Origin of the sequence: Phenylobacterium sp. (assembly GCF_965284355.1) — a bacterium.
In the GTDB taxonomy this organism is placed as follows: domain Bacteria; phylum Pseudomonadota; class Alphaproteobacteria; order Caulobacterales; family Caulobacteraceae; genus Phenylobacterium.
This window is the reverse complement of the sequence record NZ_OZ260078.1, coordinates 2,009,406-2,035,554: the sequence shown is the minus strand read 5'-3', so window position 1 is coordinate 2,035,554 and position 26,149 is coordinate 2,009,406. Positions and strand designations below refer to the sequence as shown.

Here is a 26,149-nt window from a genome sequence, read left to right as displayed (position 1 = left end):
CCACACGGATGCGGGCCACCGCGCCATCCGTCACCCCCGCAAGGGCGTGGCGGCCCCAAACGAAAATGGCCGGGACTGAGCCCGGCCATTCCGAATTGCGATGCTCGCGAGACTACTTCTTCGCGGGCGCGGCCGGCGCCGGGGTCGGCGTAGCGGCGGGCTTGGCGCCCGGGGACGCCGGAGCCTGGCCCGCCGGGCCGCCGCCGGGGGCGGTCGGGTTGGCCGTGGAACCGGTCGCGGTGGGCTCGCCTGCCGCAGCGGCCGGAGCCGCAGCGCCTTCGGCGGCCGGGGCCGCGGCGGCCCCGGGCTGACGCGACGGGTCGGGCGCCGGCGTGGCCAGCGTGCCGCCCTTCGTCGCCATGTAGGCGATCAGGTTGATGCGCTCGTCGGCCTTCTTGATGCCGACGAAGGTCATCTTGGTGCCCGCGATGTGCTTCTGCGGCGCCTTGATGAATTCGTTCAGCTGGTCGTAGGTCCACTGCGGGTTGGCCGCGGCGAACGTGGCCATGCCGGACGAATACGAGAAGCCCGGATGGGCGCCCGGCTTGTGGCCGACGACGGCCCAAAGGTTCGGGCCGGTGCCGTTGGCGCCGCCGTTCTCGATGTTGTGGCACGACTTGCACTTGGCGAAGGTGGCCTCGCCCGCGGCGACGTTGGCGGCCGGCAGGACCGTCCCCCAATCCGGCGGCAGCTCGGGACCGGCGGCGTCGCCGCCGCCTTCCAAAGCGACTTCCACGGCGTAGCCGGGCTTGGTCACCTTCTCAGGTGCAAAAACGCCGGCCGACAGTTGTCCGAGGCCGACGATGGCCAGGCCCGTCGCCAGGACGGCGCCGGCGATCTTGTTGAACGTCAGGTCGCTCATAGTCCCCTAGTCACGCCTCTCATCGGCCACGGATCGACGCCCGCGGACGCGCGGGAATCCCGCCCCTTATTGCGTGCGGCTCTCTTACACGCTACCGGCGCTCGCGCAACCTCCAGACCGCCGCATGAACCCGATCGTCCTCATCCCCGCGCGCATGGCCGCGACTCGCCTGCCGGGGAAGCCCCTGGCGGACATCGCCGGCGTACCCATGATCGTTCGCGTTCTGCGTCAGGCTCAGGCGGCCGCGGTGGGCCCAGTGGCGGTGGCCGCAGGCGATCCTGAGATCGTCGCCGCCGTCGAAGCGGCTGGAGGCCGCGCCGTGCTGACCGATCCCGATCTGCCCTCGGGTTCGGACCGGATTCTTGCGGCGCTGGCGGTGCTGGACCCTGCGGGCATCCACGACGCGATCATCAATCTGCAGGGCGACATGCCTTTTGTCGCGCCGTCGGTGCTGAGCGCCTGCGCAGGCCTGCTGGCGGAACGGGCCGAGTGCGACATCGCGACCGTCGTGGCGCCCGAGTCCTCGCCGGGGGACCGGACCAATCCCGACGTGGTGAAGGCCGTGCTGGCGGCAAATGGCCGCGCCCTCTACTTCACACGCTCTACCCTCTACGGCGACGAGCCGGTCTGGCGGCACGTGGGCATCTACGGCTATCGACGCGCAGCGCTGTCGGCGTTCAACGCCGCGCCACCGTCGCCGCTGGAGACCCGCGAAAAGCTGGAGCAGCTGCGGGCCATGGAGCTGGGGCTCTCGATCTGGGCGGCGATCGCCGACGACGCTCCCATTTCGGTCGACAACCCTTCTGACCTCGAACGGGCGCGCGCCCACGCAAGGACACTCTCATGAGCGGCGCTAAGAGCGAGGGGGGACGCATCGCCTTCCAGGGCGAGCTGGGGGCCAACAGCCATGAAGCCTGCATGGCGGCGTTTCCCGAGCTGGAGCCGGTGGGCCACCCCACCTTCGAAGAAGCGTTTGAGGCTGTGCGGTCGGGCGACTGCCAGCTGGGTATGATCCCGGTGGAGAACTCGATCGCCGGGCGCGTGGCCGACGTGCACCACCTGCTGCCGTCGTCGGGCCTGAGGATCATCGGCGAGCGGTTCAAGGCGATCCACTTCCACCTGATGGCCAATCCCGGCGTGACGCTGGACCAGATCAAGACGGCGGTCTCGATGCCCATCGCGCTGGGCCAGTGCCGCCGCACGCTGCGGTCGATGGGACTGAGGACCGAGGCGGCGGGCGACACCGCCGGCGCCGCCAAGCACCTGGCCGAGAATCCCGACCCCACCCGTGGCGCGGTGTCGCCGGCGCTGGCCGCCGAGGTCTATGGCCTGAACATCCTGGCGCGCGACATCGAGGACGAGCACCACAACACCACCCGCTTCCTGGTGATGACGGCCGACAAGACGCCGCCCGCGCCGCCCTTCACCCAACCCTGCGTGACCAGCTTCATCTTCCGGGTGAAGAACCTGCCGGCCGCGCTCTACAAGGCGCTGGGCGGGTTCGCGACCAACGGCGTCAACATGACCAAGCTCGAGAGCTACATGGAGAACGGCGCCTTCACCGCCACGTTCTTCTACGCCGAGGTCGACGGTAGGCCCGAGGATCTGAACCTGGCCCGCGCCTTCGACGAACTGGGTTTCTTCTCGGAACGCTTCGAGATCCTGGGCGTCTATCCGGCGGATCCGTTCCGCAGCCGGTAGGCGACGGCGAGCGAGCGCCTCTCAGCCGCGGCTCCGCTTTTTCCACCGACCCCGGAAACTTTCCGACGCCACTGCTGGTTGACCCCTTGAACGACCTGGGGGTGTGGCGTTGGGGTCGTTCGGCGTCTGAAATCTGAGATCACCCCATATCGCCGCGCCCTGCGCGCGGGGAGCGCCTGCGTGCGGACGGCGCGTGAGCGCGAACGAGTGAGCGTTGGAGAATCGCACCCCACGGGGAGTCCGCCAGGGCGATGGGTGCGCGCCTAACCCTGAGGACGAACGACAACCCTTCTGGAGCTGCCACTATGAACCTCAGACTCTTTGCCGCGGCCGCAACGGCCGCAGCCTTCGTCATGGCCAATCCGGCTCAGGCCGCGCTGGTCACCCTGGACTTCGAATCGGACCCGTCCGGCGCCCTCGCCGAGGGGTTCTCCTCGACGGACTACGCCGGACTGGCCCTCTACACCGACCTGGGAGCCGGCCTGGAGCTCCTCAACGGCATCGCGGAGGGCGACGGAAACTCGCTCGTGGTCCAGAACGACACCAACGGGAACTTCCTGAAGGGCGTCTTCTCGGACGGCCCGCACACGTTCCTGTCCATGGACTTCGGCAACGACGACCCGTTCTTCACCAATCCCGGCGACCGGGCGGTGCTGACCGTGTTCCTGGGCGCCGCGATGGTGGGCCAGACCTTCGTCATCATGAACCGCAACGACGTGATGGATCAGACGATCGGATTCAACTTCGGGTCCTTCGACAGCTTCACCCTGGCCTTCACCGACGGCGCGGGGAGCGTCTTCACGGGCGGGGGCGCGGTGAACGTCGGGCTGATCGAGGTGATCGACAACATCACCTTCGATGTCCCCGACACGGTCGTGCCCGAGCCGGCCACGTGGGCGATGATGATCCTGGGCTTCGCCGGCACCGGCGCCTTGATGCGTCGTCGGCGCGGCATTGCGCTGACCTAGCCGGATCGACAACGCCCCTTCATCGCTCGGAGTCCGCCACCCATCGGCGGTGAAAGGGCGGGGCAGCGCCGCCGTGTGCACCCGCGGCGGCGCGCCCTCTATTCGTCGAAGGCCCAGGCCTTGATCAGCTGGTGGGCGATGGCCATCGGTTGCGGGCAGAAGGTGTCGGGGACCTCGCCGCGGACCAGAGCCCGGGCCTCCTCGCGGCTGAACCACCGCACTTCCGACAGCTCGGTCTGGTCGGGCGTGGCGTCCTCGTTCTCGACCTCGGCGATCAGGCCGATCATCAGCGATGACGGATAGGGCCACGGCTGGGTGGAGTGGTAGCGGACCCGCACGGTCTTCAGGCCTGCCTCTTCTTCCAGCTCGCGGGCGCAGGCTTCCTCAATGGTCTCGCCGGGCTCCAGGAAGCCCGCCAGCGCCGAGAACATCCCCTTGGGCCAGGTCTCCTGGCGGCCGACCATGCAACGCTCGCCATGCACGGCCAGCATGATCACCACCGGGTCGGTCCGCGGAAAGTGCTCGACCTTGCAGGACGGGCACTGGCGCTTCCAGCCGCCGTCCATCGTCTCGGACGGCTGACCGCAGGCGGCGCAGTACTGGTGGCGGCGGCGCCATTCGAACATCGACTTGGCGGTGGCCAGGATCGCCGCGTCGGTGGCGGGCAGCTGCGCGGCTATGGTGCGGAGTTCCTTGAACTCGCCCAGGCCCTGGACCGGGCCCTGCGCGGGATCAGCCGTGCCCTCGAGGTCGACGGCGAAGACCGCGGTCTCCTGCCAGAGGCCCAGGAACAACAGCCGCTCGCGGCCGCCGGCAAGCTCGTCGGCCATCTTGGCGGGCAGGTAGGCGATCTGCAGGCCACCGTCCTTGGTCTTCTCGACCAGCGGCTTGCCGTTCCACAGGGCGACGCCCAGGGAATCTGACGAGGCCAGCTGGCCGGCAAGCCATTCGGCGTCGATGCGGCGGTCGGACGCCCGATTGAGCGGGTTGCCGGCGAAGGTGTTCTGGAAGGACTGAAGCGGCATGGCTGCCTTTCTAACGGCAGCTGAGCCGTCTCGTCACGTGGTTCAGCGGTTGGCGACGTCCTGCTGAGCCGCAGCCCGCTGTTTGGCGGCCCCGCTGCGCTTCCAGGGGATCCAGCCGCCCATGCGCACCGCCAGCCAGATCAGGTTGCGCCGCAGGACGTCGACGCCGCGGTTCGCCAAGGCGTCGCGTAGGATCCAGTCCGATTCGGCGCGGGAGTAGGGCGCCCGCGAAATCCCCACCGGCTGTCGGCTGCCCGGCACGCCCGGCGGCAGCTGGCCGGTCCCCTGCGTCGCGTAGAGGTAGTCGTGGATGACGGCGGCCTTTACCCAGGGGCCGTCCGGAGGCAACAGGTTCCAGAACACCCGCGGGATCGAGGTGAGGTCCGTCACGCAGCCCCGGGGCACGGTGATCACGTGGACGTCGTTGCTGGGCCGGTAGGACAGCGTCTCGAAGAGGGCCCAGAGGCTGCGACCGCCCCGGATCGACGGGGTGTACTTGTTGTCCAGCAGGACCAGAACCAGCTTGCCGCCGAAGCGGTTGACCCACCCCGTGGGCTCGCCGTCGAGGTGGCCGCCGATCTGCTGGGTCTGGGCCAGCTCGGTCACGTCGTTCATCCGTGAAACTCTCCGTCGCGTCGCCAGACGATACACGGCCAGGGCGAGCCACAAACCCGTCGCGTGCGTGCTTTGGGGGTGTCGGCGCCACGGCGGGCGGCTAAGGTGCTTCAAACGCTTGTTTGGAGGACGGGGATGGAACTCAAGGACCGGATCGTGGTGGTGACCGGCGCGGCCAGCGGTATCGGCCGCGCGCTGTGCGTCCGCTTCGCCCAGGAAGGCGCCAAGGCCATCATCTGTGCAGACCGCGACGAGCCGGGCGCCAAGGCCACCGCCGAGACGGTGGGCGGCCGCGCGTTCCGGACCGATGTCTCGAAGGAAGCCGACATCAAGGCCCTCATCGACACCGTCGAGGCCGAGGTCGGGCCCATCGACCTGTTCTGCTCGAACGCCGGCATCGGCGTGGGCGGCGGGGCCGAGACGCCCGACGCCGACTGGCAGCGGATCTGGGACATCAACGTCATGGCCCACGTCTGGGCCGCCCGCCACCTGGTGCCGCTGATGGCGGCGCGCGGCGGCGGCTACCTGATGAACACGTCCTCGGCGGCGGGCCTGCTCAGCCAGATCGGCTCGGCGCCCTACGCGGTGACCAAGCATGCGGCGGTGGGTCTGGCGGAGTGGCTGGCGATCACCCACGGCGACCAGGGCATCAAGGTCAGCGTCCTGTGTCCTCAGGCGGTGAAGACCGCGATGACGGCGGACAACCCGGATGGCGTGGCCTCGATCGACGGCATGATGGAGCCCGAGTTCCTGGCCGACGTGGTGGTCCAGTCGCTCTCCAAGGAGGAGTTCCTGATCCTGCCGCACCCGGAGGTGCTGCAGTACATGCGCAACAAGACCAACGACTACGACCGCTGGATCGGCGGCATGCGCAAGCTGAACCGGCGGTTCGCGGGCTAGGGCCTCGCCAAACGGCCGCACGACCCCCAATTTGAAGACGACCAGAGGAAACGGAGCCTGACCATGGCCGACGACGCCGCGACACCGCCGCCCAACCACCCGGCGGACTATACGCCCCCCAAGGTCTGGCAGTGGAACAAGGGCAGCGGCGGACGCTTCGCCAACATCAACCGCCCGATCGCCGGGCCCACGCACGACAAGGTGCTACCGGTGGGCGAACACCCGTTCCAGCTCTATTCGCTGGGCACGCCCAATGGGGTGAAGGTCACGGTGATGCTCGAGGAGCTGCTGGCCGCCGGCCACAGCGGCGCCGAGTACGACGCCTGGATGATCAACATCGGCCAGGGCGACCAGTTCGGCTCGGGCTTCGTGGAGCTCAACCCGAACTCCAAGATCCCGGCGCTGCTGGACCGCTCGAACCCCGACAAGCCGTTCCGCGTGTTCGAGTCGGGCGCGATCCTGCTGCACCTGGCCGAGAAGTTCGGCGCCTTCCTGCCGACCGAGCCGGCGGCGCGGGCCGAGGTGATGTCGTGGGTGATGTGGCTGATGGGCTCGGCGCCCTACCTGGGCGGCGGCTTCGGCCACTTCTACGCCTACGCGCCGTTCAAGATCGAATACGCCATCGATCGCTTCGCCATGGAGGCCAAGCGCCAGCTGGACGTGCTGGACCGCCGGCTGGCCGAGGTCGAGTACCTGGGCGGCTCGGACTACACGATCGCCGACATGATGGTCTGGCCCTGGTACGGCCTGCTGGCCAAGGGAGGGGCCTACGAGGCCGGCGAGTTCCTGGACACCCAGAGCTACAAGAACGTGCAGCGCTGGACCGACCAGATCGGCCAGCGTGAGGCGGTGAAGCGCGGCCGGGTGATCAACCGGGCTCTGCCGGAACGCCACTCGGCCGCCGACATCGACAAGTACCTGGCCGAGCAGGACGCGGCGAAGACGAAGTAGCGGCGCAAGGCCGCCTTGCGCCATCTCAAGGCGCTTGGCGGCCTCCACGTCAGGGTGGCTAGCGTCGGCAGACAGCGACGCGAGAGGAGCCGCCCATGGCCAAGCCACCCACCGGGTTCAAGACCCGCCTGGAGCCGCAGGACGAGTATCCGCACGATCCCGGAGACGCCGGAAACTACAACGAAAGCATGTACTTCAACGTCTTCGACCCGGGGAAGAAGACGGGCGGGTGGTTCCGGATCGGCAACCGGCCCAACGAGAAATACGCCGAGATCAGCGTCTGCATCTATCTGCCGGACGGGCGGGTCGCCTTCATGTTCGGTCGCCCCGCCATCACCGGAAACACGGCGATGGACGCCGGCGGGCTGAAGGTGGACGTGGTCGAGCCCTTCAAGCGGCTGAAGGTCACCTATTCCGGCAAGGCCCTGGTGCTGGAGCGGCCCTTCGAGATGGCCGACCCCAAGCAGGCGTTCCGCGACAACCCGACCCTGCCCTGCGCCGTGGACCTGGACTATGAGGGCGTGTCGCCGATGTACGGCGGGGAGACGGTGACGGCGGACGGCTCGCCGATCGAGATCGACCCCGAGAAGTCGTTCGCCAAGGCCCACTACGAGCAGCACTGCGCGGCGCGCGGCGTGATCACCGTGGGCGAGGAGCGGTTCGAGATCGACGGCCATGGTCTGCGAGACAAGTCGTGGGGCCCACGCCACTGGCAGGCCATCGACTGGTATCGTTGGTGCCCGATGAACTTCGGCCGCGACTTCGGGATGATGCTCTCCGTCATCGGCGACGGGAAGGGCGGCGCGCGACAGGGCGGGATGGTGTTCCGCGACGGGATCTACGACCTGATCTCGGAGTGCGTGATCGACAGCGACTGGGACGAGCACGGCTATCAGACCGCGCTCCGGGCCAAGGTGAAGACCGAGGGCGGCAAGGCCTATGAGGTGACGGGCCGGGTGGTGTCGCTGATCCCGCTGCGCAATCGCCGCACGACGCCGGACGGGCAGACGCTGCAGACCCGCATCACCGAGGGCATGACCGAGTACCGCTGCGGCGACCTGGTGGGCTACGGCCTCAGCGAGTACCTGGACCAGATCGTCGACGGCCAGCCGACCGGGCGCACGGCGGGCTACTGAGCGTCATCCGACGTTGACCCAGATCAACGCCTGTCGGCCCGGCCCGCACGACGTTGGCGCGGTGGGTCGATGGAGGATCGGATGTCGGACGAAGATCATGTGAAGGCGGTCTTCTCGCACGCGGGTGGTCAGGTTCAGGCCATGATGCGCCGTCGCTTCGACCATCTCACGGTGTCGGTCTGGTCGATGTTGACTGACTCCGCGCGGCTGCCGCTGTGGCTGGCCCCGGGTACGATCGAGACGCGGCTGGGCGGCGCGGTGCGGCTGGATTTCGCCGACAGCGGCACGGTCGTCGACAGCACGATCACCGCCTACGCGCCTGGGCGGCTTCTCGAGTATTCCTGGAGCGGCAGGAGCGGTCCCGCCCGGCCGGTGCGCTGGGAGCTCGCGCCCGACGGGGACGGCACGTCGCTCACCCTGACGCTGCGCGTGCCCGAGGACGAGGACGCCGGCCGCGCCTGCGCCGGATGGGAGGCGCATCTCGAGATGCTGGAAGCGGCCCTCGAAGGGGTGCCCATCAAGTTCCCGTTCGAGACATTCAAGATCTGGCGCGACGCCTATCGCGCCGAGCTGGCTCGACCTGAGCCTGCCTAGTTCAGGAGCCGGGAGACCCGCGACGTCAGGTCGTCAAGGGCGAAGGGCTTGGTGAGCACCTCCATGCCATGCGCCACATGGCCGTGGTTGAAGGCCGCGTTCTCGGCGTAGCCGGTGATGAAGAGCACCTTCAGCTTCGGCCGCTGCGTCCGCGCCGCGTCGGCCACCTGTCGACCGTTGAGCCCGCCCGGCAGGCCCACGTCGGTGATCAGGAGATCAATGTCGGGCTCGGACTCCAGCAGCTTCAGCGCCGTCGGCCCATCGGCGGCCTCGAGGCCGACACAGCCGATCTCGGCCAGCGCGTCCAGCACCAGCATGCGCAGCGTCGGCTCATCGTCGACCACCAGCACGGTGCAGCGGCCTTCCATCCGAATTGGGGGCTGCGCCGGCGGCGGGACGTCGGTGTCCTCCACCCCCACGTGTCGGGGCAGGTACAGACAGACCATCGTGCCCTGGCCCACCTCTGAGTAAATCCGCACATGCCCGTGCGACTGCCGGGCGAAGCCGTAGACCATCGACAGGCCCAGCCCGGTGCCCTGGCCGATCGGCTTGGTGGTGAAGAAGGGGTCGAACACGCGGGCCAGCGTGGCCTTGTCGATGCCCGTCCCGGTGTCCGACACGCAGACGGTGACGTACTGCCCGGCGTCGAGCCCGTGCTCCTTGGCGGCCCGCTGGTCGAGCCAGCGGTTGGACGTCTCGATGGTGATCAGGCCGCCGCCCGGCATGGCGTCGCGGGCGTTGATGCAGAGATTGAGCAGCGCGCTTTCCAGCTGGTTGGCGTCAACCAGCGTCGGCCACAGCCCCGACGCGGCCACGGTCTCGACCTGGATCCCGGGCCCGACGGTGCGACGCACCAACTCGATGAAGTCGGGCAGCAGGCGGTTGACCACGACCGAGCGCGGCGTGAGCGTCTGGCGGCGTGAGAAGGCCAGCAGCCGGTGGGTGAGCGAGGCCGCCCGCCGCGCCGCGCCCTGACCGGCGGCAAGATAGCGCTCGACGTCGCGGTGGCGCCCCTGGGCCAGGCGGTTCTCGATCATCTCGAAGGCGCCCGAGATGCCGGCCAGCAGATTGTTGAAATCGTGGGCCAGGCCGCCTGTGAGCTGGCCGACGGCTTCCATCTTCTGGGCGTGACGCAAGGCCTCTTCAGCCTCCCGCAGACGCTCCTGCTCGCGGGTCTGTTCGGCCAGGGCGGCCGCGATGCGGGCCTCCAGCGTCTCATTCAGCTGCTGCAGGTCTTCCTCGGCGCGCTTGCGGGCGGTGATGTCCTGGAAGAGCACCGCCACCTGCTTCAGCTCGGGCGGCTCCAGGCGGAAGGCCGAAAGTTCGAGGTGGCGGCGTGTGGCCACCAGTTCGCGCTGGAAGCGGATCGGCTGGCCGGTGGCCAGCACCGCGCCATAGAGGTCGACCCAGCCCTGGGCCTCGTCGGGCACCATATCGCGGACCTTCTGGCCCACGACCTGGGAGATGCCGGCGTGACGTTCGTAGGCGGGGTTGGCTTCGACGTGGATGTAGTCGCTGAGCGGCCCATGCGGCCCATCGAGGAACTCAATGACGCAGAAACCTTCGTCCATCGTCTCGAACAGCGCGCGGTAGCGGGCGAGGTCGCGGGCGATACTGTCCGTGTCGATATCCTGCCGCGTGTCGCTCATTCACAGCCCTCTCGGGCTGCCTCACGCGCCCCCGCATGGCGGGGGAACGCGCCAGAAGCAGATTGGTGCCACGCTCACCCGAAGAAAAGTGGCGCTTGTTCCGCGGCGGTCCTGGGCGCGTGTCCGGCTTGAAGGCTCGGCCCGCCGCCGCCTAGGCTTGGCCATGTTCCACGAGGGTCCGTCATGGATGGCCGAGGCGACGCGGGCGGCCCGCTCGCTCAGCGCCACGACGCGCAAGACCCGCGGCGCGGGGCATTCGGTCTATGTCGTGCTGCTGCGCGATCCGCGCCGGTCCGATCCCTGGGGCCTCTATGTCGGTCAAACCTCGCGCGACCCAGACCTGCGGTTCGACCAGCACAAGGCCGGCTACAAGGCCAGCGGGGCGGCGCGCCGGTTCGGCCAGCAGCTGTTGCCCGACCTGGTGGCCCACCTGAACCCGATGCGACGCTGGGAAGCGCTGGACCTTGAGTCGGCGCTGGCCGAGGCGTTCCGCGCGGCGGGCGTGCCCTGGGTCGAGGGCGGGCACTAGCGGCGCCACCCCTGCGGCGAAAGCGGCCGGCTCTTGCCCCCAGGCCTCCGATCCGCCATATGCCGCCTCGGAGATCGGCGGCGGACGAGCGCCTCGCCAACCTGGTCAGGGCCGGAAGGCAGCAGCCACAACGAATCACGCTTCGGGTTGTCGTTCGGTCTCCACCCAACCTTCCCCACATTTTCTGGCGCTATCGCTTTGCCCGCCGCCTGCCGTCCCGTTAGATGGCGGCATGGGCGACGACTTCGACCGCGACGATTCTGAACTTCCGCACGAACCGGATCCGAACGCCCAGGACATGTTCGGCGGCGCGCCGGTCGCGCCTCCCGCCCGGACGCCCGTCGAGGACGAGGGCGCGGCCTATACCGTCATCGCGCGGAAGTACCGGCCCCGGGCGTTCGAGGACCTCTATGGCCAGGAGGCCATGGTCCGCACCCTGCGCAACGCCTTCGCCACCGGCCGGATCGCGCACGCCTTCATGCTGACCGGCGTCCGCGGGGTGGGGAAGACCACGACCGCGCGCCTGCTGGCCCGGGCCCTGAACTACGAGACCGATACGATCCGCGAGCCCTCGCTGGAGCTGCGCGAAGAGGGCCGTCACTGCCGCTCGATCATCGAGGGCCGGCACATGGACGTGCTGGAGCTCGACGCCGCCAGCCGCACCGGCGTGGGCGACATCCGCGATCTCCTGGAGGGGGTGCGCTATGCCCCGGTGGAGGCCCGCTACAAGGTCTACATCATCGACGAGGTGCACATGCTGTCGACGGGAGCGTTCAACGCGCTCCTGAAGACGCTGGAGGAGCCGCCGCCGCACGCCAAGTTCATCTTCGCCACCACCGAGATCCGCAAGGTGCCGGTGACGATCCTCTCGCGCACCCAGCGGTTCGATCTGCGCCGGGTCGAGCCCGAGGTGCTGGTCAAGAACCTGGAGATGATCTGCGAGAACGAGGGCGCCCGTGTCGAGGCCGAAGGGCTGATGCTGATCGCCCGGGCCGCCGAGGGTTCGGTCCGCGACGGCCAGTCGATGCTGGACCAGGCTATCGTCCAGGCCGATCCGGGCCAGACCGTTTCGGCGGCATCGATCCGCGACATGCTGGGCCTGGCCGACCGGGCGCAGACCATCACCCTGTTCGAGCAGGTGATGCGCGGCGAGGCCGGCGCCGCCATCGAGACCTTCCGCCAGCTCTACGGCTACGGCGCGAACCCCGATCAGGTGGTGATGGACCTGCTGGACCACACCCATGGCGCGTCGGTCGCCAAGGCCATCGGGCCCAACGCGCTGGTGATGCCCAAGGAGCAGGCGCTGCGGCTGGCGGCGGTGGGCGCGGCGGTGTCGGCAGGCGTGCTGTCTCGGGCCTGGCAGCTGACGTTGAAGGCCTATGAGGAAGTGCGGCGCGCGCCCGACGCGGCGGCGGCGGTCGACATGGCGTTGATCCGGTTGGCCTATGCGGCCGACCTGCCAGGGCCGGAAGAGGCTTTGAAGCGGTTGCAGTCGGGAGAGCCCGTCAGCGGCGGCGGCCCGGCGGGCGGCCCCTCCGGCGGCGGTGGCGGCCCGACGGCGCGGCAGGGCGGTGTGGCGACCAATGCCGTGGCGCGGCAGATGACGGCGCCGATGCCGTCGACCGAGCCGGCGGCCAATCTGAAGACTTTCGAGGATATGCTGGCGCTGATCGATCGGCGCCGCGATATCCGGCTGAAGCTGGACGTGGAGCGGTTCATCCGTCCGATCAGTTTCCGGCCCGGCGCCATCGAGTACGAGCCCGGGCCGGGATCACCGCCAGACCTGGCGCAACGGCTGGTCACCCGGCTCAAGGAATGGACCGGCGAGCGCTGGCTGCTCTCGACCCAGGGCGGCGGCGGCGCCGAGAGCCTGTGGGAAAAGCAGAAGCGCGAGGAGCGCGAGGTCCGCGCCGAGGTCGAGCAGCACCCGTTCGTGCAGAGCGTGATGCAGGCGTTCCCCGGGACCGAGATCGTCGGCGTCCGCCAGCTGTCGCAGCCCCAGCCCGCTGAGGCCGCGCCGCCAGAGGAGGCCGAGGATGAGGACTGAGCACAGCGGGTCTGAAATTCCCGGCCCGGCGCACTACATCGTCCAGGCGCCGGCCGCAGCGCCGCTGTCCACATCTGAAGTGAGTATCGCCCCGTGAAAGACCTCGGCTCCATCATGAAACAGGCCCAGGCCATGCAGCAGCGCATGGCCGAGGCGCAGGAGAAGATCGCCGCGCTGGAAGTGCAGGGCACCTCGGGCGGCGGCATGGTCAAGTTGACGCTGAAGGGCACGGGCGAGCTGGCGCGCGTGGAGCTGGATGAGAGCCTGATGGCGCCCGGCGAGGGCGAGGTCGTGGCCGATCTCATGGTCGCCGCCCACGCCGACGCCAAGCGCAAGCTGGACGAGAAGCAAGCCGACGTGATGCGCGAAGCGGCCGGGCCGCTGGCCGGGCTGAACATCCCCGGCATGCCCAAGTTCTGATGCGGCTCGCCTCGCCCAAAGCGAAGACGCCCGCCTAGTGGCCGCCTCCGCCGGACCCGAGATCGAACGCCTGATCGGCCTCCTGGCGAAGCTGCCGGGGCTGGGGCCGCGGTCGGCCAGGCGCGCGGCGCTGGCGCTGCTGAAGCGTCGCGACCAGCTTCTGCTGCCGCTGACGGACGCCATGGCCGAGGCGGCGGCCCGGGTGATGACCTGCAGCCTCTGCGGCAGCCTCGACACCCAGGACCCCTGCGCCATCTGCGCCGAGCCGGCCCGCGACGGCACGCTGATCTGCGTGGTCGAAGAGGTGGGGGCGCTCTGGGCCATGGAGCGCGCCTCGGCGTTCCGCGGCCGCTACCACGTGCTGGGCGGGCTGCTCTCGGCGCTGGACGGCGTGGGCCCCGAGGCCCTGCGCGTCGCGCCCCTCGTGGACCGCGCCAGCCAGCAGGGCGTGAAGGAGGTGATCCTGGCGCTGCCGGCCACCGTCGACGGCCAGACCACGGCCCACTACCTGGCCGACCGGCTGGCGGGCTGCGAGGTGAGCATCACCATGCTGGCGCGTGGCGTGCCCGTCGGCGGCGAGCTGGATTGGCTGGACGACGGAACCATCGCCCAGGCGATGCGGGCTAGGCGGCCGGCTTAGCCCCCCACTCGATCGGCTCGATCTTCCGGATCATCACCGACCAGGCCATCACGCCGATCAAGGTGAAGCCCGCGGCCAGCAGGAACGCGCCCTCCCAGGCCCCGGTGCGGTCGACGATGACGCCGGTGAAGATCGGGCCCAGGATGCCGGCGAAGTTGGCCCAGCCGTTCTGGATGCCCACCCACTTGCCCGCCGCCTTGGGGCCGGCCAGCGTCTGGCCGGTGGCGAAGATGTGCGGACCCACAGCGCCCAGTCCGATCGCCACGACGAACAGGCTGGCCACGGCGATCTGCGGGGGCGCCAGGGCGCCGACCAGGAGGCCGGTGGCGGCGACCGCATGGGTGCCCACGAAGAACGTCTTGCGCACCCGGTTGGGCGTCGCGCCCGAGGCGATCCAGCGGTCCGAGATCCAGCCGCTGGCGAACGAGGCGGCGGCGTAGGCCAGGTAGAGCGCGCCGCCGATATTGGCCATCTGGCCCACCGTGTAGCCCTGGGCCTGGACGAGGTAGAGCGGCATCCACGAGACGATGAAGTAGAAGCCGAAGTTCACCGAGAAGTGCCCCAGACTCGCGCCCCACAGCTCGGGTCGCTTCAGGATGGCGGCGAAGGAGGGGCCGTCGTGGGTGGTCGGCTGAGCGGCCGCGCCGGACAGATGGCGGGTGGCGATCATCCAGGGAAGCAGCCACAGGAGCGACACCGCGCCGAACAGGATGAACACGCCCCGCCAGCCCAGCTGCTCCATCAGGTGGCCGCCGAAGAAGATACCGACCGCGGGACCCAGCGACAGGCCCACGATGATCAGGCCGTTGGCGGCGCCCAGTCGCGAGGCGTCCACGTGGCGGGCCAAAAGCGCCGAGCTGCAGGGAAAGGCCGCCGCCTCGCCCACGCCCAGCACCAGCCGCAGCAGCAGCAGCGCTGCGAAGCCGCTGGCGAACCCGGTCACCAGCGTGGCGATCGACCAGAGCGCCAGGCCCGCGGCCAGGGTCAGGTAGGCGTTGAAGCGGTCGGCCAGCCAGCCGGCCAGCACCAGCCCGGGCGTGTAGGCCCAGAAGAAGGCCGAGATCAGCAGGCCGATCTGGGTGGCGTCGAGGCCCAGCTCGCCCTTGATCAGCGGCGCGGCGGTCGCCAGGTTCCCGCGGTCGACGTAGTTGATGAACACCGCCAGCGCGAGCAGCGGGACGATCAGCGGCCCGAAGGCGGCCTTGGTGGTCGGCGCAACAGCCCCGTTGGTCATCGGTACGCTTCCCCCCTCGAATACCGGGGGCCACCGTCGCATCGAACCTCCGGCGTGGCCAGGGGGCCACGGGCGCCGCCGTCCAGGACGCCTACCCGGAGCGAAGCCCCGGGGTAGCGTCAGGCTAGGCCGCGATCACTGACCGGCGGCGGGCGCCCCGCAGGGCGCTGCCCGCCAGACCGAAGCCCGCGATCATCAGCGCCCACTGGGACGGCTCGGGGACGGCGGTCGTCGCCGCGGCGCGCACATCGACCTTGATGTTGTCCACGGCGACCGCGCCCTGGCCGCCGTTGCCGAACAGGAAGGTCAGGGGCCCGGTGAAGTAGGCCGTGTTGACCGAGTGGAAGGTGGACGAGTTGCCCGCGCTGAACAGTAGTGTGTCGGCCGCGTCGCGGACCTCGAAGATGAACCGCGCGCTGGTGGTCGCGGTCAGCTTGTCCCAGGTGAAGCTGGTGAACGAAACCTCGTAGCCCGAGAGCGGCGTGAAGATGATCTTGGACAGCTCGTTGGCCGGCGCAGCGCGGGCCTTGGCCATCCCGCCGCCCGCCGAGAAGAACCGATCGGTGGTGAACAGCAGCGACGTGAGCGATCCGGTGTTCTCGGCGGCGTCGTACGACACGGCCAGCTGGGACGTGCTGCCGTAGTCGCCGCCGATGAGCTGGTTCTCGGTGGTGCAGGTCTGGTTCGTGGCGCCGCCGTCGGTCGCGGTGCAGGCGACGGTTCCGGTGTCGAAGGTCAGGGTCGTGGTCGCCGCCTGGGCCGTCCCGGCGACGAGTGCGGCCATCAGGCCGAGAGCGAGACTACGCATTGATACACCCCACAGGTTTTCAGGGCGCGGAGAGCGCCTCAAAACCCCTAGGCGCCGTGGGGCGCGATGACGGGTCAGGCGCGGGCGACTTTTTTGTCCCCCCGTGACCCCGTTCGAGAACCTTCCGCCGACTCACCCGGTGCGGTAAGAACGCACCATGAACGGACTTCTCTTCCTGTCGATCGTCTGCGTGCTGATCGCCGCAGGCGCCCTGGCCTGGGCGCTACGCGAGCGCAGCCGCGCCGCTCACGCGGAGCTCAAGATGCGGCTGATGGCCGAGCAGGGCGAACTGGTGCGCGCGCAACTCACCCAGTCGGCGACCAATGTGGCCGAGGAGCTCCTGCGACGGAACGAGGAGGCGGTCCGCAACCGCGAGCAGCTGGCCCAGGCGCGGCTGGAGGCTCAGCTGAAGCCTGTCGCCGAGAGCCTGCAGAAGTTTCAGGAGCAGGTGACCGCCGTCGAGAAGCAGCGGGCCGAGGAGCAGGGCGGCCTGAAGGAGCAGATCTCCCAGATGCTGGCCGCGTCGGCCGCGACCCAGGACGAGGCGCGCAAGCTGTCGGCGGCGCTGCGGCGCGGCGCCGGCGTGCAAGGGCGCTGGGGCGAGCAGACGCTGCGCAACGTTCTGGAGGCGGCGGGGCTGTCGGGTCGTTTCGACTTCGAGGAGCAGGCCTCGACGGACACCGAGGAAGGCCGCCGGCGGCCGGACGTGGTGGTGAAGATGCCTGGCGGCGGCGTGTTCGTGATCGACGCCAAGTGTTCGCTGAACGCCTTCCTCGAGCTGCAGGACGCCGCCGACGAGGCGGCCCGCGACCTGATCGGCCTGCGTCACGTCCAGAGCGTGCGCAGCCACACCCAGGGGCTCTCGGCGAAGGCCTATTGGGACCAGTTCGACAACTCGCCCGATTTCGTCGCCATGTTCGTGCCGCTGGACTCGGCGCTGGCCGCAGCCCTGGACCGCGCGCCCGACCTGATGACCGAAGCGATGGACCGCCGCGTGGTGATCGTGACGCCGTCGACCCTGTTCGCGCTGTGCAAGGCGGTGGCCTACGGCTGGCGCGTGGAGGAGCAGGCCGCCAACGCCCGCAAGATCGCCGACCTGGGCCGCGAGCTCTACAAGCGCATCGCCGTGATGGGCGCCCACGCCGGGTCGGTGGGCAAGGCGCTGGAGACCGCGGTCAGCAAGTACAACCAGTTCGTGGGCTCCCTGGAGACCCAGGTGTTGACCCAGGCCCGCCGCTTCGAGGACCTGAAGGTCGACCACGAAGGCCGCGACGTGCCGTCGTTGGAGGCGTTGGAGGCGGCGGTGCGGCCGCTGGCCAAGCTCTCGGCGGACGAGCCTGTGCCGCCGGTGCGGCTACACGCGGGCGAGTAGGGGGACACAGAGTCGCCGTGGGCTTGTCCTACCTTGACGCTCAACAATAGGCCCCTTACCTGCCCGCCATGGCCATCCGAGAGATCCTGACCGTCCCGCACCCCGTGCTGAAGCAGGTGTCGCAGCCCGTCGACAAGGTCGACGACGAGCTTCGCGCGCTGATGGATGACATGCTGGAGACCATGTACGACGCCCCCGGCATCGGCCTGGCCGCGGTGCAGATCGGCGTGCCCAAGCGGGTGATCGTGATGGACCTCTCGCGCGAGGGCGAGGAGAAGGCTCCGCAGTACTTCGTGAACCCGGAGATCATCTGGAAGTCGGACGAGACCGCCCCCTACGAGGAAGGCTGCCTCTCGGTCCCCGAGATCTACGACGAGGTGGAGCGGCCGGCGCGGGTGAAGCTGCGCTACCTGAACTACCAGGGTGAGCAGGTCGAGGAAGACGCCGAGGGGCTCTACGCGGTCTGCATCCAGCATGAGATGGACCACCTCGAGGGTGTCCTGTTCATCGACTATCTCTCGCGACTGAAGCGCGAACAGGCGGTCAAGAAGGTCAAGAAGCTGGTCCGGGCGGCGTAGCCGCCAGGGTGAGGAGGTGTTGATCCTCTCCACCCTCTCAGGTCTGGCCCACATTCCCTCACCCTGATCGCTTCCCGATCTGTCCCTCCCCATCAAGGGAGGGAGGTCAGTGCTTAGCGTCGTGCGCGGCGTCCTGGCTTTCGGCCTCGACCTTGGCCGCGCCTTCCTTCGCGCCTTCGACGGCGCCCTTGGCGGTTTCCTTCAGCACCTTGCCGGCGTCGCCCGCGGCGTCCTTGATCTCGGCGCCCACTTCCTTGAGCTCCGGACTGTTCACCGCGTCCTTGCTCTCGGCGGCGATCTTGTCGGCGGCGGCTTCGACGTCGTTGCCGGTGTCGCGGCGTTCGGCCTCGCTGCAGGCCGACAGGGCGAATGCGGCGGCCGCGGCGATCGTGAGCGTACGGATCATCTGAGAGCTCCCATGTGTCGGCCATCCAACGGTCCCGCTTGGCGCGAAGTTCCCTTCCCGCGCCCCGACCGCTAAGACGCCAGCCCATGCGACTGGCTTTCCTTGGTACGCCCGATTTCGCCGTCTTGGCCCTCGCCGCCATCGTCGAGGCGGGGCACGACGTCGTGTGCGCCTATTCCCAGCCGCCCGCGCCCCGGGGCCGCGGCCATGAGCTGAAACCATCCCCCGTGCAGGCGTTCGCCGAGGCGCACGGCATCCCGGTGCGCACGCCCGTCTCGATGCGCGACCCCGCCGAGGTCGCGGCCTTCGCGGCCCTGAACCTGGACGCCGCGGTCGTCGTGGCGTTCGGCCAGATCCTGCCGGGCGCGGTGCTGGATGCCCCGGCGCTGGGGTCTTACAACGTCCACGGCTCGCTCCTGCCACGCTGGCGGGGCGCGGCGCCCATCCAGCGGGCGATCATGGCCGGCGACACGGTGACCGGCGTCCAGGTCATGCGGATGACCGAGGGCCTGGACGAGGGCCCCGTGCTGTCGACCGCGACAGTCCGCATCGGCCCGCTCGACACCGCCGCGACCCTGCACGACCGGCTGGCGGCCGCCGGCGCCAAACTGATCGTCGAGACCCTCGCCGAGATCGCCGAGGGGCGCGCCGTCGCCGTCCCGCAACCCGAGGAGGGCGTCACCTACGCCAAGAAGATCAGCCCCAAGTTCGCGCGCCTGGACTGGACCCGGGAGGGCCGCGTTCTGGACCGCAAGATCCGCGGCATGTCGCCCTTTCCCGGCGCGTGGTTCGAGTTGCCGACCGACAAGGGTCCGGTGCGCGTAAAGGCCCTGCTGTCGGCCTATGAGGAAGAGGCCGGCCCGCCGGGCGTCACGCTGGACGACCGGCTGCTGGTAGGGACGGGCGAGGGCGCGGTGCGGCTGCTGAAGGTGCAGCGCGAGGGCAAGGGCCCGCAGGACGCCGACGTCTTCCTCCGCGGCACGCCGGTGCCCGCCGGGACCAGGCTTGGCTGATGCCCCGGTACCGCCTCCTGATCGAGTATGACGGCCGGCCGTTTCACGGCTTCCAGGCCCAGGCCGATCTGCCCAGCGTGCAGGGCTCGCTGGAGCGGGCGGTGAAGAAGTTCTGCGGCGAGGACCTGCGGGTCGGCGCCGCCGGGCGCACCGACACCGGCGTTCACGCCACGGGCCAGGTGGTCCACGTCGACCTCACCAAGGACTGGCCGGCCGAGACGGTGCGCAACGCGCTCAACTTCCATCTGATGCCCGATCCGGTGTCGGTGCTGTCGGCCGAGGTGGCGGTGGGCGACTGGCACAGCCGCTTCTCGGCGACCGGGCGGCGCTACCTCTACCGGATCCTCAACCGCATGAGCCCGCCGGCGCTCGACCAGGGGCGGGTGTGGCACGTGAAGAAGCCGCTGGACGCCCAGGCGATGCATGACGCCGCCCAGGTTCTGGTGGGCCACCACGACTTCACCACGTTCCGCGACCTTGCCTGCCAGGCCAAGTCTCCGGTGAAGACCCTGGATGTGGCCAACGTCCGCCGCGAGGGGGACGAGGTGCTGCTGGAGTTCGCCTCGCGCTCGTTCCTGCACCGCCAGGTCCGCTCGATGACCGGGACGATCGCCGAAGTGGGCGTGGGCCGCTGGACGAAGGCTGATGTGGAGGCCGCTTTGGCCGCGCGGGACCGCAAGGCCTGCGGGCCCGTCGCGCCGGCCGAGGGGTTGTATCTGACGGGCGTCGCTTACTGAGCCAACGCCCCCTCCACCGCTTCGCGGTCCCCCTCCCCCGCAAGCGGGTGAGGAACTACGGTTGATCCGTCCGCTCCAGTTCCTCCCCCATGCCAATGGGGTAGGGGGACCACGAAGTGGGGGAGGGGGCGCTGGGGCCTCATCCGTGAAAAAGATGTCATCCGCACGCGAGGGATCGCGCGCTAAATAGGCTTCCGATTCAACCGGAGACCCACCCCCCATGTCCCAAGGCCCCTGGAGCCACCACAGCCGCAACGCCGCCGTGTCGGACGACATCGACTTCGAGATCAAGGGCCAGGAACTGCAGTTCGTGGAGATCGAGCTCGATCCCGGCGAGAGCGCCATCGCCGAGGCCGGCTCCTTCGTCTGGAAGGACGCCTCGGTCGACATGACCACGGTCTTCGGGGACGGCGCGGGCCAGGGCGGCGGTTTCATGGGCGCGCTGCTGGGCGCGGGCAAGCGGCTGCTGACGGGCGAGAGCCTGTTCACGACGGTCTTCACCCACCAGGGCCGCGGCAAGGCCAAGGTGGCGTTCGCCTCGCCGACGCCGGGCGCGATCCTGCCGATCAAGCTGGACAGCGTCGGCGGCACGCTGATCTGCCAGAAGGACAGCTTCCTGGCGGCGGCCAAAGGCGTCTCGATCGGCATCGCCTTCCAGCGGCGGATCGGGACCGCGCTGTTCGGCGGCGAAGGCTTCATCATGCAGAAGCTGGACGGCGACGGCTGGGTGTTCGTCCAGATGGGCGGCACGCTGGTCGAGCGCGAGCTGGCCGCGGGCGAGGTGTTGCACGTCGATACCGGCTGTCTGGCCGCCTACACGCCCAGCGTCGACTTCGACCTGGAGATGGTGCGCGGCGTGAAGAGCATGATCTTCGGCGGTGAGGGCCTGTTCTATGCGCGGCTGACCGGGCCCGGGAAGGTGTGGATCCAGTCGCTGCCGTTCTCGCGTCTCGCCGGCCGGATGCTGGCCGCCGCGGGCGGAACGGGCGGCAATCAGGGCGAGGGGTCGGTCCTGGGCGGTCTCGGCGACTTGATCGGCGGCAACCGGTGAGCCCGGCGGGCCTCCCGCCGCTTCCGGCGCAGTCCCCGGGAACGCCCTGGCCGACGCAAGCCTGGCCAACCGGCGAAGCCCGGGTGCGCGACGCCGCGCGGCTGGAGGCCCTGCTCGCCCAGGCGTTCGACGCGCCGTCCGACGGACCGCTGGGCAAGACCTACGCGCTGCTGGCGATCCAGGGCGGCCGGCTGACCTACGAGCGCTACGGCTTCGGCGCGACGCCCGAGACGACCCAGCCCTCGTGGTCGATGGCCAAGAGCATGACCCAGGCCCTGGTGGGCATGCTGGTGCTGGACGGTCGCCTCGACCCCCAGGCGCCGGCCGATGTTCCCGAGTGGAAGGGCGCGAGCGACCCGCGCGCCGCGATCACGCTGGATCACCTGCTGCGCATGTCGAGCGGGCTCGCCTTCGTCGAGGACTATGTCCCTGGCTCGGTCTCGGACGTGCTGGAGATGCTGTACGGCTCGGGCAAGGCGGACGCGGCGGCCTATGCGGCCAGCCGGCCGCTGGCCCATCCGCCGGGGTCGTTCTGGAGCTACGCCAGCGGGACCAGCAACATCGTCGCCCGCCTCGCCGCCCAGGCCCAGGGCGGCGACTTCGCGGCCTACATGCGCTCGCGGTTGTTCGAGCCCCTGGGCATGGCCAGCGCCACGCCCAAGTTCGACGCCGCCGGCACGTTCATCGGCTCATCCTACTGCTTCTGTACGCCGCGTGACTTCGCCCGCTTCGGGCTGCTCTACCTGCGCGACGGGATCTGGGACGGCGAACGCCTGCTTCCCGAGGGTTGGGTCGACTATGCGCGCACGCCCACGTTCCAGCAGGCCGGCGTGACCGACGGCCCCTATGGCGCGCACTGGTGGCTGGGGATCGGCGGGCCTGGTTCGTTCTCGGCCAACGGCTACGCCGGCCAGTTCATCATCGTCTGCCCCGACCGCGACCTCATCGTCGTGCGCAACGGCGATACGCCGCTGGAGGCCAAGGACCGTCTCCGCGACTGGGTCGGCGAGGTCGTGGACTGTTTCGGATAGAGCGTGTTGGGCGAAAGTGGACGCCGGTTTCGCCCCGAGAACACGCTCTGAATCAAAGCGATCGAGCCTGTTAATCCGGTTCAGATGACTCCATCTGAACCGGACAGGCTCTAGGCCTGAGGCCTCAGGCGAAGTAGCGGGCGATGATCCGCGAGTAGACCTGCTGCAGGCGGCGGATCTCGTTGACCGGCGCGCGCTCGTCCACCTGGTGCATGGTCTTGCCGACCAGGCCCACCTCGATCACCGGGCAGAGCGCGCGGATGAAGCGGGCGTCGCTGGTGCCGCCGCTGGTCGAGAGCTCGGGCGCAGCCCCAGTCACGTCGGCGACGGCGTCGGCCACCAGCTGGGTGAAGTCGCCGCGCTCGGTGAGGAAGGCCTCGCCGCTGATGGACGAGGTGACGGTGATCTTGCCGCCGAAGTCGACCGAGGCGCGCCAGGCCTCCAGGTCGAACCAGTCGGCCAGCTGCTTGCCGGTGTGGTTCGGGTTGAAGCGGATGTTCAGCCGGGCCCGCGCCACGCCCGGGATGACGTTCGTCGCCGTGTTCGGCATTTCGATCATCGTCACTTCCAGGTTCGACGGCTGGAACTCGGGGTAGCCCTCGTCCAGCTTACGCTCCTGCAGCGCGGTCAGCATCTTGATCAGCGGCCGAGCCGGGTTGGCCGCCCGGTGCGGATAGGCCACGTGCCCCTGGACGCCTTCCACGACGATCTCGGCATTGATCGAGCCGCGCCGGCCCACCTTGACCATGTCGCCGAAGGTCTCCGCCGACGTCGGCTCGCCCACCACGCAGTGGTCGATCACCTCGCCCTCGGCGGCCAGCGCCTCGACCACCTTGACTGTCCCGTGGGTGGCTACGCCCTCTTCGTCGCCCGTGATCAGGAACGAGATTGACCCGGTGACGATGCCCGCCGCGATGGCCTCTGACGTGGCGGCGGCGAAGGCGGCGATGGCGCTCTTCATGTCCACCGAGCCGCGCCCGATCAGGATGCCGTCCTGGATCTCGGCGGCGAAGGCGTCTTTCGACCACGCCGCCGCGTCGCCCACCGGCACGACGTCGGTGTGGCCGGCGAAACAGAGGTTCGGCCGAGCGGTGCCGTAGCGGGCGTAGAGGTTCTCGATCTCGCCGAACTTCATCCGCCGCGTCGTGAAGCCCAGGCTCACCAGGGTCTCCTCGACGATCGCCATCGCGCCTGCATCGGCTGGCGTTACTGAGGGGCGGCGGATCAGGTCGCGGGTCAGCTCGACGGCGTCGATGGGACGGCTGTTGCGGGGGCTTTCGGACGGCATGGCCCCGCCATATCTGGCAATCACGAACGAGGCGAGGGGATCATGCCCAAGATCGATATCGACAAGGCGCCGACGCGCTTTGGCAGCGCCTATCCGCCGCCGTTCGACGAACCCTGCCGCGAGCGCAGGCGCTGGAAGCTGGGCGACGTGGCGGGGCTGGACCAGTTCGGTGTGAACCTGATGCGGCTGGCCCCCGGCGTCTGGACCAGCCAGCGTCACTGGCACAGCCACGAGGACGAGTTCGTGTGGGTCGTGTCCGGCGAAGTGGTGCTGGTGGAGGACGAGGGCGAGACGGTGCTAAAAACCGGCGATTGCGCCGGCTTCAAGGCCGGCATCGCCAACGGCCATCACATCCAGAACCGATCCGCCGCCGAGGCGGTTCTCCTGGAGATCGGGTCGCGGCGGCCGGGCGTCGACAGCGCCGACTATCCCGACCTCGACATGATCGTGACCCCCGACGACGTCTATCGTCACCGCGACGGGACGCCCTACGAGCTGGATGGAGGCCGCAAGCGCTGATGCCCAAGATCGACATCCTAAGCCTGGAGGTCCACAGCGGCTGCAATTATCCGCTCCCCTACAAGGACATCTGCCTGGGGGCTGCGTGGAACAAGCTGGGCGACGCGGCCGGCCTCACCGACTTCGGCGTGAACCTGGTGCGCCTTCCGCCCGGAAAATGGTCCAGCCAGCGGCACTGGCACTCCGAGGAAGACGAGCTCGTCTACGTCCTGGAGGGCGAGGTCACCTTGGTTGAGGACGACGGCCCCCACATCCTGCGGCCCGGCGACGTGGCGGCGTGGAAGGCCGGGGACACCAACGCGCACTGCCTCCAGAACCTGAGCGACCGCGACGCCGTCTACCTGGAGATCGGCTCCCGCCGCCCGGCCACCGACGCCTGCCACTACCCCGATATCGACATGGACGCGCGGCCGGGGGAGAGCTTCTACCGCCACAACGACGGCACGCCGTATCCGGAGGGGTGACTTCTATTCCTTGCGCCGCGTCAGCGCCGCCTGGCCTGCGCGAGCCAGCGCGAGAACGCGTAGCCGCAGCTGGTCGTAGAGGGCGGCGGGCAGCAGGCCATAGGCGTAGGTTCGCTCATCCACTCCGACCGGGCGCAGATCAACGCCGGGCCATACGAATCGATTCAGGTCCGCGGCGATAATCCAGGACTGTTCGCTGTCCAAGCCCAGCCGTCGCTTTACGGCGGGTGGCACAGGGATCGCCAGATCCGGGCGTTCTGGCCGCGTGTGGGTGATCGGCGCGACGGTGACGACCTTGTGGTCTCCTCCATCCTGCACGGCCAGAACCACCACGCAGGGTCTGTCCTTTCGAGCCTCCTCCTGGCCTCGCGCGGCCTCGTGGCGCCAGAGGTAGGCGTAACGGATGACCAAGCCGGGCTGCGGCTCAGGTAGAGCGGTCACCTATTCGGGCTTCAGTTCATGATCGAAAGCCGTGGCCTCTGCCGGTGGCTCGGCGCGCTCGAGAGCGCGAAGATCATCTGCCGTCAGCTCCCACGGGTAGAGAGCTTCACGGTCGTTGCGCTTGAGCCGCTGGTATTCCTGGGCCGAGATCAGCACCAGCCGCTCACGCCCGTGGCTGGTGATCGAGACCGGCTCGCGAAGGGCTGCCTCGCTGATCCGGCCGTAGCTCTTCAGAAATTCGGCTGAGGAAACGCGAAGATTGGGCATTCCTCATATTATTCGAATAAATCGAATTCGTGAAGGCGTGAGGTCGGCGTCGCTCGCCTTGACCGCTACTCCCGCAGCAGCTCGTTGATCGAGGTCTTCGAGCGGGTGCGTTCGTCCACCTGCTTCATGATCACCGCGCAGTAGGTCGACGGCAGGGTCGGGTCGTGGGGGTTGGGGCGGCTGCCGGAAACCACGACGGAATAGGGCGGGACCTCGCCGGTGCGGACTTCGCCCGTGCGGCGGTCGATGATCGGCGTGGTGGAGGTGATGAAGGTGCCCATCGACAGCACCGAGCCCTCGCGCACGATCACGCCCTCGGCCACCTCGGCGCGGGCGCCGATGAAGCAGTTGTCTTCGATGATCGTCGGGTTGGCCTGCAGCGGCTCCAGCACGCCGCCGATGCCGGCGCCGCCCGAGATGTGGCAGTTCTTCCCGATCTGGGCGCAAGACCCCACCGTGGCCCAGGTGTCGACCATCGTGCCTTCGTCGACATAGGCGCCGATGTTCACGAACGAGGGCGTCATCACCACGTTGCGGGCGACAAACGCGCCCTTGCGCACGATGCAGCCCGGCACGGCGCGGAAGCCGGCGGCCTCGAAGCGCGCGGCGTCCCAGCCGGTGAACTTGAGCGGGACCTTGTCCCAGTAGGGATGCGGCGCTTCGGCGTCGATCAGCCGGTTCGCGGTCAGGCGGAAGAACAGCAGGATCGCCTGCTTGGCCCACTGGTTCGTGGTCCAGGTCCCGTCGGCGTCGCGCTGGGCCACGCGCACCTTGCCGGCGTCGAGCAACTCGATGGTCTCGTGCACGGCGTCGCGCACCTGGCCGGTGGTGGACGTGTTGATGCCGTCGCGCGCCTCCCAGGCGGCCTCGATCACGGACTTCAGGTCTTCGGACATGGGTTTC

General features: G+C 69.3%; 29 protein-coding genes, 1 other RNA gene and 1 pseudogene. 20 read left to right on the top strand and 11 right to left on the bottom strand.

The window, feature by feature from the left end; all coding sequences use genetic code 11:
- Positions 1-112: 112 nt before the first annotated feature.
- Positions 113-862, bottom strand: coding sequence for a c-type cytochrome (locus ACQ66R_RS09895; RefSeq protein WP_430421511.1), 750 nt, complete (start codon positions 860-862; stop codon positions 113-115).
- Between the two features lie 124 nt (positions 863-986).
- On the opposite strand from ACQ66R_RS09895, the gene ACQ66R_RS09890 reads away from it, so the two are divergent.
- The 3 genes from ACQ66R_RS09890 to ACQ66R_RS09880 all read left to right on the top strand — a co-directional run bounded on the left by ACQ66R_RS09890 (position 987) and on the right by ACQ66R_RS09880 (position 3,531).
- Entirely contained in the window at positions 987-1,709 is a 723-nt protein-coding gene (locus ACQ66R_RS09890; protein WP_430421510.1) for a 3-deoxy-manno-octulosonate cytidylyltransferase, read from the top strand.
- Positions 1,706-2,563 carry a prephenate dehydratase gene (locus ACQ66R_RS09885; protein WP_430421508.1) on the top strand — a complete coding sequence of 286 codons (858 nt, stop codon included), beginning with the start codon at positions 1,706-1,708 and terminating at the stop codon, positions 2,561-2,563. The genes ACQ66R_RS09890 and ACQ66R_RS09885 overlap by 4 nt, the downstream gene beginning before the upstream one ends.
- Positions 2,564-2,868: 305 nt before the next feature.
- Positions 2,869-3,531 (top strand): PEPxxWA-CTERM sorting domain-containing protein, encoded by a 663-nt coding sequence (locus ACQ66R_RS09880; RefSeq protein ID WP_430421506.1) that lies wholly within the window; start codon positions 2,869-2,871, stop codon positions 3,529-3,531.
- A 98-nt stretch (positions 3,532-3,629) separates the two neighbouring features.
- On the opposite strand, the gene nudC is transcribed toward ACQ66R_RS09880, so the two are convergent.
- Both nudC and ACQ66R_RS09870 read right to left on the bottom strand, forming a co-directional pair.
- Positions 3,630-4,556, bottom strand: coding sequence for an NAD(+) diphosphatase (gene nudC / locus ACQ66R_RS09875; protein ID WP_430421504.1), 927 nt, complete (start codon positions 4,554-4,556; stop codon positions 3,630-3,632).
- 42 nt (positions 4,557-4,598) lie between these two features.
- A complete protein-coding gene (locus tag ACQ66R_RS09870; RefSeq protein ID WP_430421502.1) occupies positions 4,599-5,171 on the bottom strand; it encodes a DUF1353 domain-containing protein in 573 nt (190 codons plus the stop codon).
- 135 nt (positions 5,172-5,306) lie between these two features.
- Between ACQ66R_RS09870 and ACQ66R_RS09865 the strand changes: the two genes are divergently transcribed.
- The 4 genes from ACQ66R_RS09865 (at position 5,307) to ACQ66R_RS09850 (ending at position 8,752) form a co-directional block, all read left to right on the top strand.
- Entirely contained in the window at positions 5,307-6,071 is a 765-nt protein-coding gene (locus tag ACQ66R_RS09865; RefSeq protein ID WP_430421500.1) for an SDR family oxidoreductase, read from the top strand.
- 63 nt (positions 6,072-6,134) lie between these two features.
- Complete coding sequence (gene yghU / locus ACQ66R_RS09860; protein ID WP_430421498.1) at positions 6,135-7,022, top strand: glutathione-dependent disulfide-bond oxidoreductase; 888 nt, start codon at positions 6,135-6,137, stop codon at positions 7,020-7,022.
- A gap of 95 nt (positions 7,023-7,117) precedes the next feature.
- Entirely contained in the window at positions 7,118-8,158 is a 1,041-nt protein-coding gene (locus ACQ66R_RS09855) for a DUF7064 domain-containing protein (protein WP_430421496.1), read from the top strand.
- Between the two features lie 81 nt (positions 8,159-8,239).
- On the top strand, positions 8,240-8,752 hold the full coding sequence (locus tag ACQ66R_RS09850) for an SRPBCC family protein (RefSeq protein WP_430421494.1): 513 nt from the start codon (positions 8,240-8,242) through the stop codon (positions 8,750-8,752).
- Here the strand turns inward: ACQ66R_RS09850 and ACQ66R_RS09845 are convergent.
- A pseudogene (locus ACQ66R_RS09845) lies at positions 8,749-10,356 on the bottom strand (ATP-binding protein); the annotation flags it as partial. The gene ACQ66R_RS09850 and the pseudogene ACQ66R_RS09845 overlap by 4 nt on opposite strands.
- 232 nt (positions 10,357-10,588) lie before the next feature.
- Between ACQ66R_RS09845 and ACQ66R_RS09840 the strand changes: the two are divergent.
- The 5 genes from ACQ66R_RS09840 to recR all read left to right on the top strand — a co-directional run bounded on the left by ACQ66R_RS09840 (position 10,589) and on the right by recR (position 14,037).
- Complete coding sequence (locus tag ACQ66R_RS09840; protein ID WP_430421492.1) at positions 10,589-10,930, top strand: hypothetical protein; 342 nt, start codon at positions 10,589-10,591, stop codon at positions 10,928-10,930.
- A 68-nt stretch (positions 10,931-10,998) separates the two neighbouring features.
- An RNA gene (gene ffs, locus ACQ66R_RS09835) (signal recognition particle sRNA small type) lies at positions 10,999-11,097 on the top strand.
- A gap of 65 nt (positions 11,098-11,162) precedes the next feature.
- Complete coding sequence (locus ACQ66R_RS09830; protein ID WP_430421490.1) at positions 11,163-12,977, top strand: DNA polymerase III subunit gamma/tau; 1,815 nt, start codon at positions 11,163-11,165, stop codon at positions 12,975-12,977.
- Between the two features lie 93 nt (positions 12,978-13,070).
- On the top strand, positions 13,071-13,397 hold the full coding sequence (locus tag ACQ66R_RS09825) for a YbaB/EbfC family nucleoid-associated protein (RefSeq protein ID WP_430421488.1): 327 nt from the start codon (positions 13,071-13,073) through the stop codon (positions 13,395-13,397).
- 37 nt (positions 13,398-13,434) lie between these two features.
- A complete protein-coding gene (gene recR, locus ACQ66R_RS09820) occupies positions 13,435-14,037 on the top strand; it encodes a recombination mediator RecR (RefSeq protein ID WP_430421486.1) in 603 nt (200 codons plus the stop codon).
- Here recR and ACQ66R_RS09815 read toward each other — a convergent pair.
- A complete protein-coding gene (locus tag ACQ66R_RS09815) occupies positions 14,021-15,271 on the bottom strand; it encodes an MFS transporter (protein ID WP_430421484.1) in 1,251 nt (416 codons plus the stop codon). The genes recR and ACQ66R_RS09815 overlap by 17 nt on opposite strands.
- Before the next feature lie 124 nt (positions 15,272-15,395).
- Entirely contained in the window at positions 15,396-16,079 is a 684-nt protein-coding gene (locus tag ACQ66R_RS09810) for a PEPxxWA-CTERM sorting domain-containing protein (protein ID WP_430421482.1), read from the bottom strand.
- 157 nt (positions 16,080-16,236) lie between these two features.
- Here ACQ66R_RS09810 and ACQ66R_RS09805 point away from each other — a divergent pair, with 157 nt between their 5' ends.
- Both ACQ66R_RS09805 and ACQ66R_RS09800 read left to right on the top strand, forming a co-directional pair.
- Positions 16,237-17,451: a DNA recombination protein RmuC gene (locus ACQ66R_RS09805; protein WP_430421481.1), complete on the top strand. Its 1,215-nt coding sequence runs from the start codon at positions 16,237-16,239 to the stop codon at positions 17,449-17,451.
- 68 nt (positions 17,452-17,519) lie between these two features.
- A complete protein-coding gene (locus tag ACQ66R_RS09800) occupies positions 17,520-18,029 on the top strand; it encodes a peptide deformylase (protein WP_430421480.1) in 510 nt (169 codons plus the stop codon).
- A 106-nt stretch (positions 18,030-18,135) separates the two neighbouring features.
- On the opposite strand, the gene ACQ66R_RS09795 is transcribed toward ACQ66R_RS09800, so the two are convergent.
- Positions 18,136-18,435, bottom strand: a complete 300-nt coding sequence (locus tag ACQ66R_RS09795) for a hypothetical protein (RefSeq protein WP_430421478.1) — start codon at positions 18,433-18,435, stop codon at positions 18,136-18,138.
- An 86-nt stretch (positions 18,436-18,521) separates the two neighbouring features.
- On the opposite strand from ACQ66R_RS09795, the gene fmt reads away from it, so the two are divergent.
- The 4 genes from fmt to ACQ66R_RS09775 all read left to right on the top strand — a co-directional run bounded on the left by fmt (position 18,522) and on the right by ACQ66R_RS09775 (position 22,267).
- A complete protein-coding gene (fmt, locus tag ACQ66R_RS09790; protein ID WP_430421476.1) occupies positions 18,522-19,448 on the top strand; it encodes a methionyl-tRNA formyltransferase in 927 nt (308 codons plus the stop codon).
- A complete protein-coding gene (truA, locus tag ACQ66R_RS09785; RefSeq protein WP_430421474.1) occupies positions 19,448-20,185 on the top strand; it encodes a tRNA pseudouridine(38-40) synthase TruA in 738 nt (245 codons plus the stop codon). The genes fmt and truA overlap by 1 nt, the downstream gene beginning before the upstream one ends.
- Before the next feature lie 220 nt (positions 20,186-20,405).
- A complete protein-coding gene (locus ACQ66R_RS09780; RefSeq protein ID WP_430421473.1) occupies positions 20,406-21,236 on the top strand; it encodes a TIGR00266 family protein in 831 nt (276 codons plus the stop codon).
- An 83-nt stretch (positions 21,237-21,319) separates the two neighbouring features.
- On the top strand, positions 21,320-22,267 hold the full coding sequence (locus ACQ66R_RS09775) for a serine hydrolase domain-containing protein (protein WP_430421472.1): 948 nt from the start codon (positions 21,320-21,322) through the stop codon (positions 22,265-22,267).
- Between the two features lie 124 nt (positions 22,268-22,391).
- Here ACQ66R_RS09775 and dapE read toward each other — a convergent pair whose 3' ends face one another.
- Entirely contained in the window at positions 22,392-23,555 is a 1,164-nt protein-coding gene (gene dapE / locus ACQ66R_RS09770; protein ID WP_430421470.1) for a succinyl-diaminopimelate desuccinylase, read from the bottom strand.
- Positions 23,556-23,597: 42 nt separating this feature from the next.
- Here dapE and ACQ66R_RS09765 point away from each other — a divergent pair, with 42 nt between their 5' ends.
- Both ACQ66R_RS09765 and ACQ66R_RS09760 read left to right on the top strand, forming a co-directional pair.
- On the top strand, positions 23,598-24,074 hold the full coding sequence (locus ACQ66R_RS09765) for a cupin domain-containing protein (protein ID WP_430421468.1): 477 nt from the start codon (positions 23,598-23,600) through the stop codon (positions 24,072-24,074).
- The gene (locus tag ACQ66R_RS09760; RefSeq protein ID WP_430421466.1) at positions 24,074-24,538 is read left to right on the top strand and encodes a cupin domain-containing protein; all 465 of its coding nucleotides are present in this window, start codon (positions 24,074-24,076) and stop codon (positions 24,536-24,538) included. The genes ACQ66R_RS09765 and ACQ66R_RS09760 overlap by 1 nt, the downstream gene beginning before the upstream one ends.
- A gap of 3 nt (positions 24,539-24,541) precedes the next feature.
- Here the strand turns inward: ACQ66R_RS09760 and ACQ66R_RS09755 are convergent, their stop codons facing one another.
- The 3 genes from ACQ66R_RS09755 to dapD form a co-directional block, all read right to left on the bottom strand.
- On the bottom strand, positions 24,542-24,979 hold the full coding sequence (locus ACQ66R_RS09755) for a type II toxin-antitoxin system PemK/MazF family toxin (RefSeq protein ID WP_430421464.1): 438 nt from the start codon (positions 24,977-24,979) through the stop codon (positions 24,542-24,544).
- Positions 24,980-25,246 carry a type II toxin-antitoxin system prevent-host-death family antitoxin gene (locus tag ACQ66R_RS09750; RefSeq protein ID WP_430421462.1) on the bottom strand — a complete coding sequence of 89 codons (267 nt, stop codon included), beginning with the start codon at positions 25,244-25,246 and terminating at the stop codon, positions 24,980-24,982. It lies immediately after the preceding gene.
- A 65-nt stretch (positions 25,247-25,311) separates the two neighbouring features.
- Positions 25,312-26,142 (bottom strand): 2,3,4,5-tetrahydropyridine-2,6-dicarboxylate N-succinyltransferase, encoded by an 831-nt coding sequence (gene dapD, locus ACQ66R_RS09745; RefSeq protein WP_430421460.1) that lies wholly within the window; start codon positions 26,140-26,142, stop codon positions 25,312-25,314.
- Positions 26,143-26,149: the final 7 nt, after the last annotated feature.